Annotated in this window: 11 protein-coding genes; 4 read left to right on the top strand and 7 right to left on the bottom strand. The window is 54.8% G+C overall.

Annotation, left to right across the window (positions count from 1 at the left end):
- Position 1: 1 nt before the first annotated feature.
- Positions 2-1,621: a TonB-dependent siderophore receptor gene (locus MKJ04_RS01210; RefSeq protein WP_241638460.1), complete on the top strand. Its 1,620-nt coding sequence runs from the start codon at positions 2-4 to the stop codon at positions 1,619-1,621.
- 49 nt (positions 1,622-1,670) lie between these two features.
- Positions 1,671-2,894, top strand: a complete 1,224-nt coding sequence (locus tag MKJ04_RS01205; protein WP_241638458.1) for a PepSY-associated TM helix domain-containing protein — start codon at positions 1,671-1,673, stop codon at positions 2,892-2,894.
- A 313-nt stretch (positions 2,895-3,207) separates the two neighbouring features.
- Here MKJ04_RS01205 and MKJ04_RS01200 read toward each other — a convergent pair whose 3' ends face one another.
- The 5 genes from MKJ04_RS01200 to MKJ04_RS01180 form a co-directional block, all read right to left on the bottom strand.
- Positions 3,208-4,281 (bottom strand): NADH:flavin oxidoreductase/NADH oxidase, encoded by a 1,074-nt coding sequence (locus tag MKJ04_RS01200; protein ID WP_241638455.1) that lies wholly within the window; start codon positions 4,279-4,281, stop codon positions 3,208-3,210.
- A 250-nt stretch (positions 4,282-4,531) separates the two neighbouring features.
- Positions 4,532-6,805: a TonB-dependent receptor gene (locus MKJ04_RS01195; protein WP_241638454.1), complete on the bottom strand. Its 2,274-nt coding sequence runs from the start codon at positions 6,803-6,805 to the stop codon at positions 4,532-4,534.
- A 270-nt stretch (positions 6,806-7,075) separates the two neighbouring features.
- On the bottom strand, positions 7,076-8,416 hold the full coding sequence (locus MKJ04_RS01190) for a tetratricopeptide repeat protein (RefSeq protein ID WP_241638452.1): 1,341 nt from the start codon (positions 8,414-8,416) through the stop codon (positions 7,076-7,078).
- Positions 8,417-8,480: 64 nt separating this feature from the next.
- Entirely contained in the window at positions 8,481-10,535 is a 2,055-nt protein-coding gene (locus tag MKJ04_RS01185) for a DUF4331 family protein (protein ID WP_241638450.1), read from the bottom strand.
- A gap of 733 nt (positions 10,536-11,268) precedes the next feature.
- The gene (locus MKJ04_RS01180) at positions 11,269-12,732 is read right to left on the bottom strand and encodes a M48 family metalloprotease (RefSeq protein ID WP_241638448.1); all 1,464 of its coding nucleotides are present in this window, start codon (positions 12,730-12,732) and stop codon (positions 11,269-11,271) included.
- A 213-nt stretch (positions 12,733-12,945) separates the two neighbouring features.
- Between MKJ04_RS01180 and MKJ04_RS01175 the strand changes: the two genes are divergently transcribed.
- Positions 12,946-13,407, top strand: a complete 462-nt coding sequence (locus MKJ04_RS01175; protein ID WP_241638446.1) for a DUF4268 domain-containing protein — start codon at positions 12,946-12,948, stop codon at positions 13,405-13,407.
- A gap of 32 nt (positions 13,408-13,439) precedes the next feature.
- Here the strand turns inward: MKJ04_RS01175 and MKJ04_RS01170 are convergent, their stop codons facing one another.
- Positions 13,440-13,754: a peptide-methionine (R)-S-oxide reductase gene (locus MKJ04_RS01170; RefSeq protein ID WP_241638444.1), complete on the bottom strand. Its 315-nt coding sequence runs from the start codon at positions 13,752-13,754 to the stop codon at positions 13,440-13,442.
- A 208-nt stretch (positions 13,755-13,962) separates the two neighbouring features.
- Positions 13,963-15,801, bottom strand: coding sequence for a PAS domain-containing sensor histidine kinase (locus tag MKJ04_RS01165; protein ID WP_241638442.1), 1,839 nt, complete (start codon positions 15,799-15,801; stop codon positions 13,963-13,965).
- 700 nt (positions 15,802-16,501) lie between these two features.
- Here MKJ04_RS01165 and MKJ04_RS01160 point away from each other — a divergent pair.
- A complete protein-coding gene (locus MKJ04_RS01160; RefSeq protein WP_241638441.1) occupies positions 16,502-17,695 on the top strand; it encodes a hypothetical protein in 1,194 nt (397 codons plus the stop codon).
- Positions 17,696-17,874: the final 179 nt, after the last annotated feature.

Below are 17,874 nucleotides of genomic sequence, written 5' to 3'. Positions count from 1 at the left end.
CGTGGTAAACGAATCCAAAACGCTGGCCGTGCGCCTGAACGGGTCTTACGAGAACGGCGGAAAGTTCCGGGACCACATGCCCAACGAATCCTATTACATCAACCCATCGGTGGAGTGGCGCCCGAACGCCAAAAGTACCCTGACGCTGGAAATGGATTACTTCGACGAGGCCCAGGGCATCGATGTAGGCACTGTGAACCTGTCGGTGGGCAACAAGAAAAACGAGATATATGACTTGCCGTCGAACCGGTTCCTGGGGTTTGAGACTGATGTGACTGATGTGAGGCACAGCACTTACGCCGCGCGCCTCAAGCACAACCTCAACAACAGTTTATACATACGCGCCGCCGCTTTTTACTCCAGTTACAACGCCGACGCGATTAAAAGCAATCTCTCTGCGCTGAAAACCGATGAGGAGAACAACATCAACGTGGAGCAGCTGAACTGGTATAACCGCTCCATCTCGCACAACTCCAGCCGCGAAGACAAGAACACGGTGCTGCAGCTTGACCTGGTGGGGCAGCAACTGAACACCGGGTTTTTGCAGCATACCTTCCAGATCGGGGCAGATTACCGGTATATGGACCTGTATCAGCCCACGTACAACTCCATCGGCATCGACGTGATCAATGTCTTTGACCCGCAGACCATTCCCAACACCTTGCCGGAAGGCGTGCCCGCTTTTTCGCTTACCAATGAGAATCAATCCTATGACCATCGTTTTGGCGTGACGCTGCAGGATGTGATGCAGCTGACGGAATGGGCGCGGGTATATGGCGGCGTGCGCTACAGCACCAACAAATCCAGGTCAGGCGGGGAGTCTACGTCCACCACCGCGTTCTGGAACCCCCTGGCCGGCGTGATGTTCACGGTACAGAAGAACATCAATATTTTCGGCTCCTACACCAACAGCTCCAACCCACGGTCGGCCTCTCGCCTGGACGCGAACGGCGACCCGCTTGGCTCGGAGCGCATCGACCAGTTGGAGGCGGGTATTAAGTCGGAGTGGTTCAACAACCGCCTGCGCTTTAACCTGACGCTTTACCAGATCAACAACAAAGACATGAACCTGGAAGTGTTCCGGGTGGATGAAACAGGCGCGGTGGTGTCTGCGGGTTACTATACGAAGGGCGGCAACGACGAGCGAAAAGGCGCGGAGTTGGAACTGACCGGCCGCCTGCTGCCAAACCTGGAGATCGTAACGGGCTATGCCTACATCAATGCGCAGTATAAAGAGCACACCACGTTTGTGCCGGGTTCTGCGCCGAACAACACCCCGAAGCACACGGTTAACGCCTGGGCCTACTATACGGTGCCGGAAGGGGTGCTGAAGGGACTGAATGCCGGATTAGGGGCCTATTACCTGGGCAAGCGCCCATACAACGACTGGACACAGGACGGGGTGCAGTACCATGCCATCGAGCCAGACACCGCCCCGTGGTATAACAAGGCCTATACCCTGGTGAACGCGCAGGTTGGGTATGAGTTCCGGCAGCACATCGGTGTTCGGGTGCTCTTCAACAACCTCCTGGACGAAGTAGGGTATGATGCCTACCGTTCCAACTATATCGACAGTGTGCAGCCACGAAACTTGTCTGGCGTTGTAACTTATCGCTTTTAAACTTTTTGTAGATTTTTCACTGATTCTATACAGAATATTGTCTTAACCCATGAAAAGGACCTTCACCTGGCGCAAGCTTTTTAACGACATACACCTCTGGCTGGGCATTGGCAGCGGACTTGTGCTTTTTATCGTGTGCCTCAGCGGCACCATTTACACGTTCCATACCGAAATAGAGCAGTTGCTGGAGCCGGAGAAGTACACGGTGGAGGCGCAGGCACACGTGCTGCCGGTGGATGCGCTGGTAAAGCAGTTGGAGAAGGAACTGCACGGTAAGGTAGTGAGCCTGGATATTCCGGTGGACAGCGAAAGCACGTACCGCGTGAGCGTGGCGCAAGCGGAGCCGGCAGGTAGCGCAGCGGAAAGTCATGGGCCAAGCGGGAACGGTAAAAATGCGCAAGCGGGCAGAGGCGGGCACGGCGGGGGCAACCGCCCGACCACGTACATGGTGGACCCTTATACCGGTGCGGTGAAGGGCACCACAGAAGGCCCGGCCACTGGCTTTTTCCAGACGATGATGCAGCTGCACCGCTGGTTGTTGATTGAAGGGGGTATAGGCAAGATGATTGTGGGCATCGCGACGATTATATTTGTGTTCCTCACCCTGACGGGTTTGGTTTTATGGTTTCCGGTGAAGCGTAAGAACTGGAAACAGGGCTTAAAGATCAAAACCAACGCCAAATGGAAGCGCGTGAACCACGACCTGCACAACACACTCGGATTCTACGCTGCTCTGCTGCTGCTGATTATGGCACTGACGGGCCTTTGCTGGTCGTTTGAGTGGTACCGCAACGGCCTGAGTAGCCTGATGGGCGAAGAGGTATTCAAGGGGAGGCGCGAAAAGCCCATGGCGTCTCATAGGATGGCTGGCCAAACAGCCACGCTTACCTTAGCAGGTTATATATCACGAGCAGAAGCCATTCTTCCGGGAGACGGTAATATCCGCGTGGCTTTGCCGCAGGATGACACAACGGCCGTGGTAGTGACGAAGTCTGGGGCGGGTTTCTTCGCCTTGGCTGCCTCCGACAAAGTACAACTGGACCAGCACACCGGGGAACCGCTGCTCGTGGAGATTTTCTCCGAAAAGCCGCTGAATGTGCAGCTCGTTTCGCTCATCCGGCCGCTGCATCTGGGCGAGGTATACGGCACGTTCTCTAAAATCCTGTACTTTATCTCCTGCCTCATTGCCACCAGCCTGCCCGTTACCGGTACGTTGATTTGGATTAACAAACTGAAGAAAAAACCGAAGAAGAGACTGGTCAACGCCTCGTAATTCGAGTGCGGTCTGGGCGGTTATATATAGCGGTTATATATAAAAGGGCTGAAGAATCATTCTTCAGCCCTTTTATATATGGCCAGCCACTAACTTATACCATTACTGAATGGATTTTGCGGACTGGAGTATTTTTACTTCGTGAATTTGGAGGCGACTAACACTGGCGCAAGCGTCCGCTTGTGGGGCGATGTGCGGCAGGTTGGAATGCGAGGCACAAGCGTCCGCTTGCGCCATAAAGAGGATCTATGCGCTCACATCAATGATATTGGATATACCATTCTCATTGATGTAAGCGCATTGCCTGTATAACCTACCGTCTTGGCTTGGCACGTTCATACTGAACCGGCCATGGGATATCCGCACCAAGTTCTAGGGCGGCATGGAGCGGGAAGTAGGGGTCACGCAGCATCTCGCGCGCGAGGAGCACCAGGTCAGCTTTACCCTCCGCCACAAGAGCCTCGGCTTCGGCAGCGCTCGTAATCATCCCGACAGCCCCCGTCATGATCCCGGCTTCGCGATTCACCTTTTCGGCGAACGATGCCTGATACAGCGGCCCAACCGGGATCTTGGCGTTTGGCACGTTGCCACCAGTGGAGCAGTCAATCAGGTCCACGCCTTTTTCCTTCAGCACTTTGCCCAACTGCACAGAATCATCGCCTGTCCAGCCCCCTTCGGTCCAGTCGGTGGCCGAGATGCGCACAAAAAGCGGGTACTGGGCCGGCCATACCTCCTGTACCGCGGCCACTACTTCCACAAGCAGGCGGATGCGGTTTTCAAAAGAGCCGCCATAGGCATCGGTGCGCTGGTTGCTGAGCGGGGAATAAAATTCGTGCAGCAGGTAGCCGTGCGCCGCGTGTATCTCGATCACTTTGAACCCGGCAGCGAGGGAGCGTTGCGCGGCCCCCCTGAAATCGTCGATCACTTTTTGAATGCCCGCCTCGTCCAGGGCAGTGGGTATGGGCTCGCCTGCTGTGAAGGGCAGGGCGCTTGGGGCCACGGTTTGCCAGCCTTTTTCATCGGAGGGGGCAATGGCAGCGCCGCCTTTCCAGGGGCTTTGGTGGCTGGCCTTGCGGCCAGCGTGGGCCAACTGCACGCCGGGCACGGCACCTTCCGCCTCCAGAAAAGCGGTGATGCGCTGCAGGTTGGCAATGTGGGCGTCTTTCCATATCCCGACATCATCTGGCGTGATGCGGCCCTCCGCCGACACGGCGGTGGCCTCTACCAGCACAAGCCCGGCACCGCCCACGGCGCGGCTTCCCAAATGCACGAGGTGCCAGTCGTTGGTGAAGCCGTCCTCGCTGGAGTACTGGCACATCGGGGAGACGGCGATTCTGTTCCGGAAAGTAATATCTTTAATGGTTAAAGGGGAAAATAATCTAGACATTCTAAACAAGCTCTAATGAGAAAATACGCCGCCCTGCTTGCCCTTCAGGCAGCAGGGCGGCATGTATACCATAACTGCCGGGTGTCCGGAATTGCGGTTATACCAAAACAAGGCCTGCCAGGCAGCTAAAGATAAAATACCGTTTCGCGCCTGTTTTGTTTGGGACAGCTGGAAATCGTAGGTTAGGTATAAAGAGGGTTTGAGGGCCGCGCCCTTTTCAAAATGTGCTGCTTCGGCAGACCTGGCTGGGTTAAAACTTGTATGTGGCGCTTGCCTTTAAATAGAACGGCGTGCCCGGGGTGAAGTGGATTTCGGTAACCGATTCCGGCTCGTTGCGCAACCTCGACTCGGTCTCGAACTGCGCCTCTTTCCACTTCTCGTTCAGCAGGTTCTCCGCGGTGAGTTTCAGCTCCAGGCTTTTAAACGTATAGCCTGCCACGGCATCCAGCAGCAGGTAGCCGGAGGCGGTCAGGCTATAGTCTTCGTTGGCAGGGCGGCTTTTGAGGTAGCGGTAGCGCAGACTCCCGAAAAAGCCATTATCGCTGCGCCTGGTGAGGCCGCCAGTGCCGGTTATGGAAGGAGCCAGGGGGATATAATTACTTCCTTCAGCCGCCTCGCGGGCGCGTGGCCGGGCCAGGCTGACATCCGCGTCGGCGAAAAGAGTGGGAGCCAGTTGATACCGGGCGGTCAGGTCGAGGCCGTAGCGGCGGGTTTTGCCGATGGGCTCCACAATCCCCTCATCCCCCACATACACAAACTCCTGCTCCAGGTCCAGAAACCAGACAGCCGCCTGCAGCACCGCAACCGGGACCGGCTTGTATACAAAGCCAAGGTCAGCGCCGAGGGCCGACGGCAGAATCTCGTTTCGGGCAGCCACCACCGAAACACGCGTGTCGTTGGAGTGGAAGCCCTTGCCGGCACTGGCGTACAGCTGCAGCTGCGGCGAATGGGTATAAAACAGGTTGAGTTTCGGGCTGGCCTTGTGCTGCTGCGCAGTCTGGTGCCTGTAAAGAGAGTCTTGGGTGAGCTTGTCCTGGAAGCCAAACAGAAACTGGTCGAAGCGCAGGACGGCGTTCAGGCTCCAACGCGGAGTGAGGGCAAGGGTATGGCTGGTATAGGCCGCGGCATTCACCTCCTCTATGTCGCCCTTTTTTACCTCTGACAAGGTTACGCGCCTGCCTTTGGTGCGCGACAGCTCAGAATCCTGCACCGCGTCGTAGCGCAGGCTGATGCCTGTCTCGCTTTTGAGTGTTTTCCCGAAAAGCTCACCGCTGTGGCTGTAAGTGCTGCGGTAGCCGTAGATTGACCGGTCTTCCCGCTGCCTGATCTGGTCGCCGTTGCGGCTGTCGCGGAGGAAGAACGTGAAGTTGGAGTATAGCTCAAAATCATACTTCACGAAGTATACCTGGTTTTCCAGCGTCGCCCCGTTGGGTAGGATGGAAGTCAGGATGGCGTTTGCGTTCTGGCGTGATGTTATACCCCCCTCCGTGTCGTCGATGGAGCCGAAGCGGCTGATGGTGCCGTCTTTTATGGCGCGGTTGGGCACCTGGCCGGAGGCATCCCAACGGCTCCGGAACGTGGACAGGGAGACGGACAGGAGCTTGTTGCTGCCAATCATTCCCTGGTAGCGGCCCATGAGGTTGATGCGGTTGAAATTCTGTGGCGATTCAAAATAACCGTTTGTGAACATATACTCCGTGGCCAGGTAAGCGTGCTGCTGCTTTTGCCCGGCGGCTTCGCCAAGCAAATCGAACAGGCCAGCCGCCCGATAGGTATCGAAGCGGCCCGCCTCCAGCGTGATGCTGCTGTTGCTGAGAGAGGGGCGCGTGGCGAAACTGGCATACCCTGCCGTGGCAAAATTGCCCTGGCTCGCCTGGTAAGGGCCCTTTCCATAATCAATCGACTCAATTGTTTCCGGGATCAGGAAATGCAGGTCGGCGTAGCCCTGCCCGTGCGCATGCGACACCATGTTGACGGGCATTCCGTCCACCGTCAGGCGCATGTCGGTGCCATGGTCTACATCGAAACCCCGCAGGAAGATCTGCTCTGCCTTGCCGCCTCCGGCGTGTTGCGCAATAAAAAGCCCCGGCACGCTCCGCAGCACATCCTGCGACGAACGGACAGGGCGCATGGCCACGTCAATGGCGCTGATTGCGTTCAGGGGTTTTTCCTTTCCTCCAGACACAGTGATCTCGGACAGGTCAAACATGCCGCGCTCCAACCGGGGGTGCAGAATGGTGGTTTCCCCGTCCTGCACCTGCACTGTGTACGTGGCGGCGGTATAGCCTATGTAGGAAACCCGAACGGTATATGTACCCGTGGTCAGGTTTGTCAGGGCATACTCCCCGAAGACATCCGTTGTGGTGCCGATACTATGGCTTACAACTGAAACCGAGGCCCCCGCCAAAGGGGTATGATCGGCTTGCCCACGCACGTTGCCTTTTATTATGCCACTGTGGATAAACGCCAGTGCTGACGTGTGGTATAGCAGGGATAAGAATAGAAGTAAGGGTAATTTTTTCACATAGAGTAGGGTAAAAAGGAACTGGGAAATCAGCCTAAACAATACAGAAAATCCTTCTGCGATACATGAGCCAGAAGAATAGATGATATGATGCGGTCGCACTGTTGTTGGGTATCATACCCTAAGCTATCTCAGGCAAAAGCATGGCCGCAGAAAGAAAGGGAACCGCTACCGGTAGAGGGAGACAGGGGAGGAGGGCACCGCCAACTGACAGTAGCGCCTCCTTTATCCTGATGTATACTCCATTGCTTATACCTACCGACATGTTTATTACAAACTTGAAAGCGCGTTGCCCAGGACTTTCTTACCCTCCTTGCTTAGGCTGTTATTCTGGAAAGGGTCCAGCGAAAAGGATTTCTGAAGCAGTGCCTGTCCGGTGGCTTTGTCGCCTTTTTTAAACGTGATCAGGCCATCCAGACACAGCGTGGCGGCGTCCTGCTTTTGGGTGCGCATGGCGCGTTTCATATACGTGTCCGCTTTGGCGTAATCCTGTTTTTTGTAGTAGATCATGGCCAGGGTATTGTTCACGTCAATATTGTTGGGGCGGCGTTTGTACTCTTTCATGGCATAGCCCATGGCCTTGTCATAATCATCGCCCAACTCGGTATGGATGCGTGCCAGCTCCAGGTCTACCACGTGTCCGGCTTCCTGGTCTTCCTCCAGCCCGGCCAGCAGTTGCTTCATCGTCTCAGCAGCCTTCTCTTTCTGTCCGGTTTTCTGGTACAGGCTGGTCAGTTCCTCCTGAAAGGAAAACTCAGGCAGGGTGTTGGCCGCCTGCTCTAAGAGCGCAATGCCTTCCTTATAATTGCCTTTTTTGGCTTCAATTCGACCCAGGCCGCCAGTGGCAAAGGCATAAGACGGACGCTCCTCCAATGCCTGCCGGTACGTAGCCTCGGCCAGCTGCAACTCGCCTTTTTTCTCATAGAGTTGCCCCAGGGTACACTTGGTCCAGGCAGTTTGCTCCAGGCTAGGAGTTCCGGCGCGTGCGGCCATCTCCATCGCCTGTATGGCCCCTTCCAGGTCGCCGTGAATCTCGCGGAGGTATGAGATGCGCGCATACGACTTTAGGTCGGGGCGGATGGCCACCATCTGGTCTGCCATTTCAATAGCCTCGTCGTAATTTCCCAGCTCCACATTGGCGTCGCATAGCACACCGTACACGGTGGCTCTCTTGTCGTTAAGCTTTAAGGCCTCCAGGCCAGTGGCACGGGCTTCCTCAAACTGGTGCAGCGACAGCTGGATGCTGGCTTTGGCTATGATTGCCTCGTAGCGAATGGAAGGGTCCGCGTTTTTACGGTCCAACACTTCGTCCACCAACTGCAGGGCAGCCGGGTAATAATAGGGATGCTCGCCGGTAACGCGGGCTTCCTGCATGTAGGCCAGCGCAAGCAGAAGCTTGCTTTTGGTGTCGTTGCTGTTCTTTCTGAGTTTATATTGCAGGCCCTCAATCGCTGCTTTGGTGTTCAGCCACTCGCTGGTTGTGGAGATGGGGCCGTGACGTTCTTTTAGGGGTGGTATGGGATCTTCGTGGTTTCTGCTGTATAGGTATACACCGGAACCGGCCAGGAGCAGAATAATCAGTACAATGGAGTAAAAAGTCCCTCTTTTCATATAAACATGGTTTAAGGCAGGATAATAAATGCAGGCCAGCTGTTCACTGGCCTGCATTTTATTTTTATTTAGATACTACAATCTTAACGGTTTGTGACTTTCCTTCGCGGTTTTGCATGGTGGCGTAGTAAATGCCGTTACCGAGCTTGCTCACATCGAGGGTCACTTCGTGTACTCCAGCTTTCAACTGCTTGTTGCGCAGCGGCGTAGCCACTACACGTCCGGCAGTGTCAAACACTTTCATCGACACCGCTGTCTCGTTCACGAGGTTGTAGCGGATCGTGGTGCTTTCTGAGGCTGGGTTCGGGTAGGTCTTGATCTCCTCCATCACGATGCCAGCAGGTGCCAGACCCAGGTTCATACCCTGGATGCTCTGCGCCTCCATCATGCCTTTGTCGCCACAGTCGCAGTCGTTGCCCTGCAGGCCGGTCCATGGCTGGGCCACAAACGGGAAGCCTTTCAGGAACTCGGTGTCGTTGGCGTTGATACCGTCGTTAGCCGATGTCAGCACTTTCAGCAGGTCAGGAGTAACAGGGTTCGGGTCACCCGGAGTATAGTCGTCATACCACAGTCCGATAGCGGCCAGCACCACGCCACTCACGGCCATGGTCGAAATATCCACTACGTCATCCTCCAGGCGTCGGCCGTTCGGGAAGCCGTCCATGTTCGGAATGTTCTGGAAGTCAGCGTTGGCGTTAAACCGTGGATCTGTAAGACCCAGCACTGCTGCCTGCACCAGGCCCAGTCTGCTGAAGTCCGGGGAGTCGCGTGGCGTAACCGGCGTAGAAACGTTGATACGCAGCATGTCGCCAAACACTGGCAGGAAGTTGTTTACAAAAGGCTTTCCTTTGGCGAGCGGGTTACCGTTTTTACCTGTGGCCAACTGGTAAGGGGCCAGGTTCGGCACACCTGTCATGAAGATAGGCAGTAAATCCACGGAGCGCGGCGCGGCCTTGCGGAGCAGGTAGTTGCCAAACAGCGCAGGGTCCAGGGCAGTGCCCTTCACAGCCGGGTTGTTCAGCAGCGGGAACAAACCATCCTGTCCGTTGCGGAAGTCATACACGCCCAGCGATTTTGTCTGGAGCGGTAACTGACCCAGTTGCGGCACGGCGTCTCCGAAGGCAGTGTTGTCAATGTAAAGCGCCAGCTCAGGGTTGGTGAAGTACTTCTCGTATTTCGTGTCGTCCTTGTATGGGTTGGCAGAGTTCCACTCATCCTTGCGGCCAATCGGAATAATCACCTCGTTGGTGAGCGGCATACCCAAACGCGACACCTGAACCATCGGTCCCTGGTGCCTCATCTTGCCATTCGGCTCACGCACAGTGATTTTCGGACGGCTGGCAGATGCCCAAACGCCTAACACGAAGTCAGAGTCGAGGATGCTCTTAGCCTGATCCGGGTGCTTGCCGTCTTTCTGCAACACAGAAATCGGGATGTTAAGAGCTAGTGTGTGCACATTGTGGCAGCGAAGGCCGTCCACGGCTTTGTCTGGCCGCAGGTTGCCCAGGTCAGCAAACGCGCCGATGTCGATGAAGAAAGGATCGTCTACCGGACCTACGAAAACCTTTTCGCCGGAAGAAGCGCGCTCGATGCCTTCGATCAGCGACTCCTGGTGGTAGTTAGAGTTCAGACCCACTTTCTCGTTGATAGTGCGGGGACCGGCATAGTATGGAGGCACGGTGCCTTCGGCAATCACTGTAGTGAAGGTGTTTCCGCCGTCTGTACTCTTGCTCAGGGTATACGTCTGCTTCAGGTTCTGCTTGCCCAACCGCGCATAGAAGAAGGTGGTTGGGTCCTCGTTCATCGTCTTGAACTTGAACCGGTACATGATGTCATCGCCCTTTGTGGTGGCGTTGTTCTTGATGTGGATGTCATACGCTACGTCATCTCCGAAGAAATAGTAGTTAGGACCTCCCTGTGGCAACTGAAACGGAATGTAGTTCGCGATGATCACGAGCCTGCTTGGGTCCGTCGGATTCCGGAAGGCATACAGGTCGGTGTTATCCGCCTGCGGGTCGTTGGCGATCATAGGGGCCTCCCTATGACTTGAGGATTCCAGGTAGTTCGTCTGGGAGGCGAAAGCCCCCAGCCCGACCACGGCACATAATGTCAGCCACATCTTTGGACTAACTTTTGTAAAGTTTTTCATAGAATAACATTAAAAATTTAAAATATAAAAATAAAGTGATGCAGCGCTTACCAGAGAAAGGGATATAACTAAGGTAAACTAGGAGGTATAATAGCTTTGGGTGATTGTGTGCTTACTTACGGCGCCTACTCGCGATCAGATTTGGTGGTATAAAATAAAATCTTATAAAGAATTGTTTGTAGATGGAGGGGATTCAGGTAAATATTTTATCAAAAGCTATATATACTTAGTGAATGTAGAATAATATAGGGTGTATGTGGTCTGAATGAAGACTACGAGCAAGAAAAAATATTTTTCAGAGAAAAAAAATCTTAAAAAAACTACACCTTAGCGGCATAACTTCGCTCTTCTGGCAGGTGCAAAGTCATTGACATATAATATTTTATTCATGTCACAGCCATCTCCAGCTGGCATTTTCAAAATGAAGGCATGCTCTAGTTAGGTAGATGGGAACGTGAGGGACCATAAATACATATAGATAGAATAGTATATAATTTATAAATATACATCCAGCAAGAATTAGGTTAGCGGTTGTTAAGTATGAGAAAGCAGAGCGATGTAATAGACCGCTTTACGGGTATCCCACCCTCAATGCACCTGAAGCTGCGGTGAGTCCATGACGCGCACAGTATATAAACAACAAAGGCGCTGTCGCATTTGCGATAGCGCCTTTGTAAGAAATACAGGCCAGGGTATGGCGCTGTTACTTTTCGATGACTTTGATCAGTGTTCCTTTTTCTACCTGGTCGGTAAGCTGCATGCCGTTCAGTATGGCCAGCTCCTCCATCCGGGTGTCTTTCACGTTGTAAGTGCCCAAAACCTGCGCCAGGGTCGCCGTGCGCGGCACCGTTTTGATGCGCACCCGCTCCGGCTTACGATTCAGCTTGTCGGGGTCGCTGAGGGCTTTGAAGGACTCCATGGTGCCGGTAAACGCCGGGAAATAAGTGCTGAAGTTGGCGGAGCTTGATACCCCCAGCAGGTTGTAAATGTTGCCTCCGTACTGGATCAGGTAGAGCAGCACCTTCACATCCTGCTGTTGCTGCTGCTGCTGCTGCTGCTGTTGTTGCGGTTGCGGTGTGGCAATGATCGCGAGCGCGGGGAGTCCGTTTACGGTCAGTTTCTTCGACTCCGTGGCCTGCAGGCCATACCCTTGCAGCTGCTTTTGGGCGGCGGCCTCCAGAGTTTCGCCCGAGGCCAGGGTCAGCGACATCATGGCTTTGCCGTCCTTCGGGGCCATCTGAAACTGCTGCGGGGAGTTCTGGTGGCCCCAACCGTTCGGGATCGGGAACTGGAACTTGAGCTCCGGGTGATAGAACGTGCTGTTCTCCACAAAACCCTGCTTCGGGTCCTCGCCATACACAATGCCGTCTATCATGCGCAGGTAACTGTTGCGGTTTACCTCCGGTTTGGTCAGGTTGAGCTTTTTCTGCCACTCGGCGGCCAGCTTGTTCACGGTTGTATACCGGTCAGCGGGGTTTGGGTGTGTCGACAGGAACCCAGGGATAGCCTGTCCGTTGCCCTCCTGCTGCCGCTGCAGTGTCAGGAAGAAGTCAGCCATCTCATCGGCATCATACCCAATCTTCGAGGAGTACTCTACCCCCAGTTGGTCAGACTCGCGCTCATCGTCGCGGCCAAACTTGAGGAACAGCAGGCCCAGCCCCTGCGAGGCAGCGTCGCCGAGTTGCGCCAGCTCCGGCGAGATGACCATACCGGCAATCAGCCCCACCTGCGCCAGCGTGGACTTGCTCTGCTGCTGGACCGAGTGACGCGCCGTGATGTGCCCGATCTCGTGCCCCAGCACACCGGCAAACTGCGCCTCGTTGTTGAAGTGCGCCATAATGCCACGCGTGAAATAGACGTAGCCGCCCGGCACCGCGAAGGCGTTGATCACTGGGGAGTCCACGACGCGGAACTGATACTCGAGGTTAGGGCGATGTGAGACGGCCGCCATGGCCTGGCCTTTCTGCTGGATAAAGCTTTGGAGCTTCTCGTCCTGGTATAAACCGAACTGGGCCAGCACCGCCGGGTCCGACTGCGCCCCCAGCGCAATCTCCTGCTCCTCCGACATCAGTACCAGGTCTTTTTTGCCCGTGACGGGGTTGGTGGCGCAGGAGTTAAACATAAACAATATGGCGGCTGCGTAGCCCGTGATGGTGAATTTTTTCATGTCAGTTGGTTAGAGCTTTAATGCTGCTGCCTTTGTAGCGAGCAGTGCCATTAAGTAGCCTTCATCCAACGTTTGCGCAAGTTTATTGGTTACAAGCGGTTGCGCCGGTTGCCGTTACCCCGACCTTTTGCGAGTTTATGGCGTGTGCGTTTGCCATGGTGCGGGAGGATACGCAGCTGTGTTTTTTAGAGGCAAATTATTTATCTTGCCCGGATGTATAAGAAAGAGCAAGCGGCACAGCTCCGGCAGGCTTTCTGGACCGCGCTGGGGCAGTATATCGCCCCGCACCCGTCGGCGGATGGCGAAAAGGTAAACTGGCTGAACTACAAAACAGGCCAGAAGCACGTCTATTTCCGGATGCAAGCCGATACCCGCACAGCCTCCATTGCCATCGAGCTCACGCACCCCGACACAGAACTGCAGGAGCTTTACTTCGACCAGTTCAGGGAGCTGAAACGTGTGCTGCACGAGTATCTGGGTGAGGAGTGGGAGTGGGTGTTGCACACCACCGACGAGAACGGAAAAACTGTCACCCGGATATATAAGGAGACAGGCCCTGTCAATATATTCAACCAGGACGACTGGCCACAGCTGATCACGTTTTTTAAGCCTCGCATCATTGCCCTCGACGCGTTTTGGAGCAACGCTAGGTATAGCTTTTCCGGTTTGTGGTAGCGGCAGGTTTATACCCCCGCCAGGCGCATCTGTTATTTCCCTTCTTTGGAGATGGCCTGGGCGCTGATGCAGTAGCGCAATTTAGAGGGAGTGAGCGCATGGGGGAAGAGGTGACCCAGGTGCGTCCCGCACCGGCTACACACCAGTTGGGTTCTGGTTCTGCCATAGCTGTCGAGCTCCTGTTGCCGCACATTGGCTTCGATATGAGCCCAGAAGCTAGGGAAACCGCACCCTGCCTCGAACTGTTTGTCAGCGCTAAAAAGGGGGTTGCCGCAGGTGCCGCACGTGTACTGGCCACCCGCGTTAGCTTGAGGCTGTTTAACATTAAACTTATGCCCGATGCTCATGTGTAAAGATTGGATCTTGAAGCGTAACAGCCAACTTATGCAGAAGATTCCGTCAGGGGCAACCGACCTGAAAGCCGAAACCGGCCCCACCACAGAATCGCTTGGGAATCCTATGAGGGGGCCGACTTCAAACTCGCTTGCCGTGCATTGCTGCTGAGGTAGCGGGCTTTACCGTATCCATACCTGTTTCTCTTGTATAAAAGCGGCGTTAAAAGAGCTCTTTGTTGAAGCGCAGGTAAAATGTCGTGCCTTCGCCAGGTGTGCTTTCCACATTGATGCTGCCACCTAGCGTCTCGATCTGTGCCTTTACCATATACAGGCCAATGCCGCGGCCTTCTGTCTTTTTATCAAACTTGCCATACAGCTTAAAGAGGCTGTTGCCAAAGCGCTGCAGGTCCATACCCATCCCATTGTCACGGAAGATGATGACGTGCTGATCTCCCTCGGTTTTGTAGGAAATGCTTATCCGGAGCTGGCGCTCCAGGTCGCGGTATTTGATCGAGTTCGAAAGCAGGTTATGGAAAATGCTGTACACGTATGCCCTGTTCCCGTGAATGCACACGTCTGCGGGGATGTTCTCGTAAATCTCGGCCCCGGTGGCCTCAATCCGGTCCTGCAGGCTGTGCACCACCTCACCGCATATGTTGTTCAGGCATACCACCTCGCTCAGGCCGCTGTTGTTGCTGTCGCGCAGCGAAAGAATCTCGTCCAGGTCCCGGATCACCATGTCGAGGCCATGGGAGGTCTGGCGGAGCTTGGTGAGTACTTTCACGAAGTTCGCGTTCTTCTCGTCCATGTGCTCGAGCAACGACACCAGGCCCACGATGTTGGCGACGGGTGCCCGCAGGTTGTGCGAGACGATGTAGTTGAACTGCTGCAATTCGCGGTTGTGCCGCATCAGATCCTCAGAGAGCAGGAGCATTTTCTTCTCCGCCTCCTTCCGCTCCGACACGTCATACTGGATGGCAAAATACTGTGATACCTGGCCCTCGTCGTTGAAAATGGGGGAAATGTCCATATGGAACCAGAACTTCTCGCCGTTTTTGCGGTAGTTCAGAATCTCCAGCGAAATAGGCTCGTGGTGGTAGAAGATCTTTTTCATCTCCTGGATGGCGTTCTGGTCGGTTTCGGGGCCCTGCAACAGCTCCCCGGGCTTTTTGCCCAGCGCCTCCAGCATGCTATACCCCGTCACGCGCGTAAACTCGCCGTTTACCCACTCCATTCTTCCTGCAGCATCTGTTATGACCACGCAGCTCACGGCCTTGCTGGCAATGAGCGACAGCTTTTCCAGCTCCTTCAGCGCGATCTTCTCGGCGGAGATGTCTTTGGCGATCACCAGAATGCTCGTAAGCGTATGGTCAGTGCATACCGGTATGAGGTCGAAGTTGAGCGTCCGGACCTTGCCATACTTGTTCACCACTTTCCCTTCCAGCGAGGTCTGCTCGCAGTTATGGGCCCTGCTGATCGCCTTGTTGGCCTCAAAGAAGAAAGACGTCGCGATGAACTTGGTGAAGTGGTCCCCGATAATCTCGGCCTTGCTGTACGACAGGATCTGGCAGATATGGTCGTTCACGTGCTCGAAAATGCCGTCGGGCGTCAGGGTGAAAACGGCGTCCGGGTGCTTCTGCAGGATCGAGTTGTAGAAGTTCTGCCCTCTTTCGAGCGTGTGCTGGGCTTTTTTGTCCCCGGTCATGTCACGGGCCTCGATCACGTAACCGTTCACCTGCGGGTCATCGGTCAGGTTCGAGAGCGTTGCCTCCATCCACCGCCAGCCGCTGTCCTTGGTCCTGAACCGGAACAGGGGCACCTCTACGTCATGTGTTGTCCTGAGCTTGTCAAATGCAGCCTTGATGGTCTGCAGGTCCTGGCTATGGACATACTCCATAATCGTTTTGCCAAGCAGCTCTTCTGGGTGATACCCCGTAATCTTATGGGCTGAATCGCTGATGTATTTGTAGACCCCTGAAACCTCGACAACCGATATAAGGGTTGTGCTACGCCTCACCAATGTCTGGTAGAATTCCGGAGACAGCATTTCCTTAGTCATTTGTTGGTTCATTTGGTCATCCCTTCTTCCGGAAGCATGTGTAAAGATCAATTGTGATTATTAAGCTATTATTTTATTGATTTTGATAAGGTATGGAAATAATGTATAAATAACATATCATACAGCATTACTGCGAGTGAATGTGGAATGTTTTTATATTCGAATAATAAAGTTTTAAGATGTTTAGATGATATTTTTTAAGTGTTGATAATCAAAGGTATATATGGACTATGGGTACAGTTTCTTGAACAATTAATCTGAATTTTGCTGCATAGGCCGTCATTAGGATTCCGCTTCGGGCAGTGGTATGGGGCCGCGTATGTTTAACAGCCAATGCTGTTTTTTCTCTTGCTAAATACAGATTTTATTTGCGGGGAAAGCCTGCATGTTGCGTTTGCCCTTGCTACGGCGGCGCATCGAACTCAAAGCAGATCCGGGCTGTTTAGGCTAAGAGCATGTTTAAATTTCGTTTTTGGAAGCGAAAATTGTTCAGGAAGGGTTCTGGCGAAGCATTTTTTGAGCCGCATAGCAGCGCTATGGGGTGATAAAAAGGTGAAGTCAGGTTCCTTTAGGAACAATTTGCAGCCCAAAAGATGAATTTTAAACATGCTCTAAAGGCAGCAAGGGCATGCTTCCGCTGGGCAGCTATCAAATTTAACAGTTTCAGGCGGCCTACCCAAACCTCAACCTCAAGCACTTCATGAAAAACCGCGCCATTACCCCATACCGCCTTTCAACACCGGGAAAGGCGGTTTATACTCTCCTCCGACTGCTTCGGGCGGCTGTCGCCGCCGCGCTTTTGCTTCTGCTCCAAACGCTGTCAGCTCCCTTGCACCTGGCGGCCCAGTCAGCCCCCATCGCCCTGAAAGCCGAGCCGCTCCCTTTCGTTCCGAAGGAATTTTACATTGCCGATGTGGTGGACGAGCGCGGGGCAGGGAAACCCTTCGCCTATCTGCTCCCTTTGCCTGCCTCGCCCACCAGCCCGCCAGGGAAACCCGTTCCCGTGGAGTTGGCGGGCGGCGGGCTGAAGGCTGTCCGTCAGTTTCTGCAGCAAGGCGCGCCCCGGCAACAGGCGCTGCGCCCGGTGGTGATCCGGGTGAAGGAGTGCCAGGTTACCGAAAAACCCGGAGCCCGCCCCGGACGGGTGGAGGGCCAGATAACTATGGACATGGCCTTTGAATACCAGCGGGGCGAGCAGGTGGTGCCGCTGATGGCCTACCGCGGCGGGGCCCGTTACGACAGGCCCACCACGCAGCAGGACGTGGTAGCGCCCACTCTGCAGCGGGTGCTGGCGGATGCCCTGGTATACCTGAACACCTGGATGGAGCACGAGGCCGGCAGCAACGAAAAGCTGGCTCGGGCACTGCAGGTTACCTTCCGGGACCACACGCACGATGCCGGGGACGACTCTGTTTTCTATAGCCCTGCCCGCCCGCTCGCCTGGGCCGACTTCAAGGGACAGTCCACAAAGCCCACTAAGTTTGCCGCTGCCGTTTTCCCGAGCTTCTCCTACGAGGGCCGCCCCCAGGTTATTGACGGCGTGATCCAGCTCGAGCTGCTGCTGAAAGTGTATGTGCTGAAAAGCTCCTCGTGGGTGAAAGAGCCGGCGCGCAATGCCTATGGCCTGAACCACGAGCAGCGCCACTTCGATATCGTGCGGCTGGTGGCAGAGCGCTTCAAGCAAAAGCTGCACCCCGGCCGCCTCACTCTGGAGGATTATAACAGTATCATCCAATACGAGTACATCGAGTCGTTCCGGGAGATGAACCGCCTGCAGGAGCAGTACGACACCGAAACCCGCCATGGCCTGGACGAGGCCGCCCAGGAGCGGTGGAACAAGCGCATCTCGGAGGAGCTGCGCGCCATACCGCTGGGGCAGGCCTCCTCACAATAGCACGGCGGTTGCGTTCGCGAGGCAGGTATGGCACTTGAAAGAAGCCATTTGGCTGGCAACCGCGTAGGGATATAACGACTAAGCCCTGCAACAGTGCCCGCGCTGGAGCATTGTGCCCGCGCCGCTCTTTCGTAGCACACTTTATCAACACAAAACAAACTTATACTTATGCGAAAAAA

Origin of the sequence: Pontibacter sp. E15-1 (assembly GCF_022601975.1) — a bacterium.
Taxonomy (GTDB): Bacteria; Bacteroidota; Bacteroidia; order Cytophagales; family Hymenobacteraceae; genus Pontibacter.
Note: the sequence above shows the minus strand (reverse complement) of the source record. Positions and strands in the feature narration are given on the sequence as shown.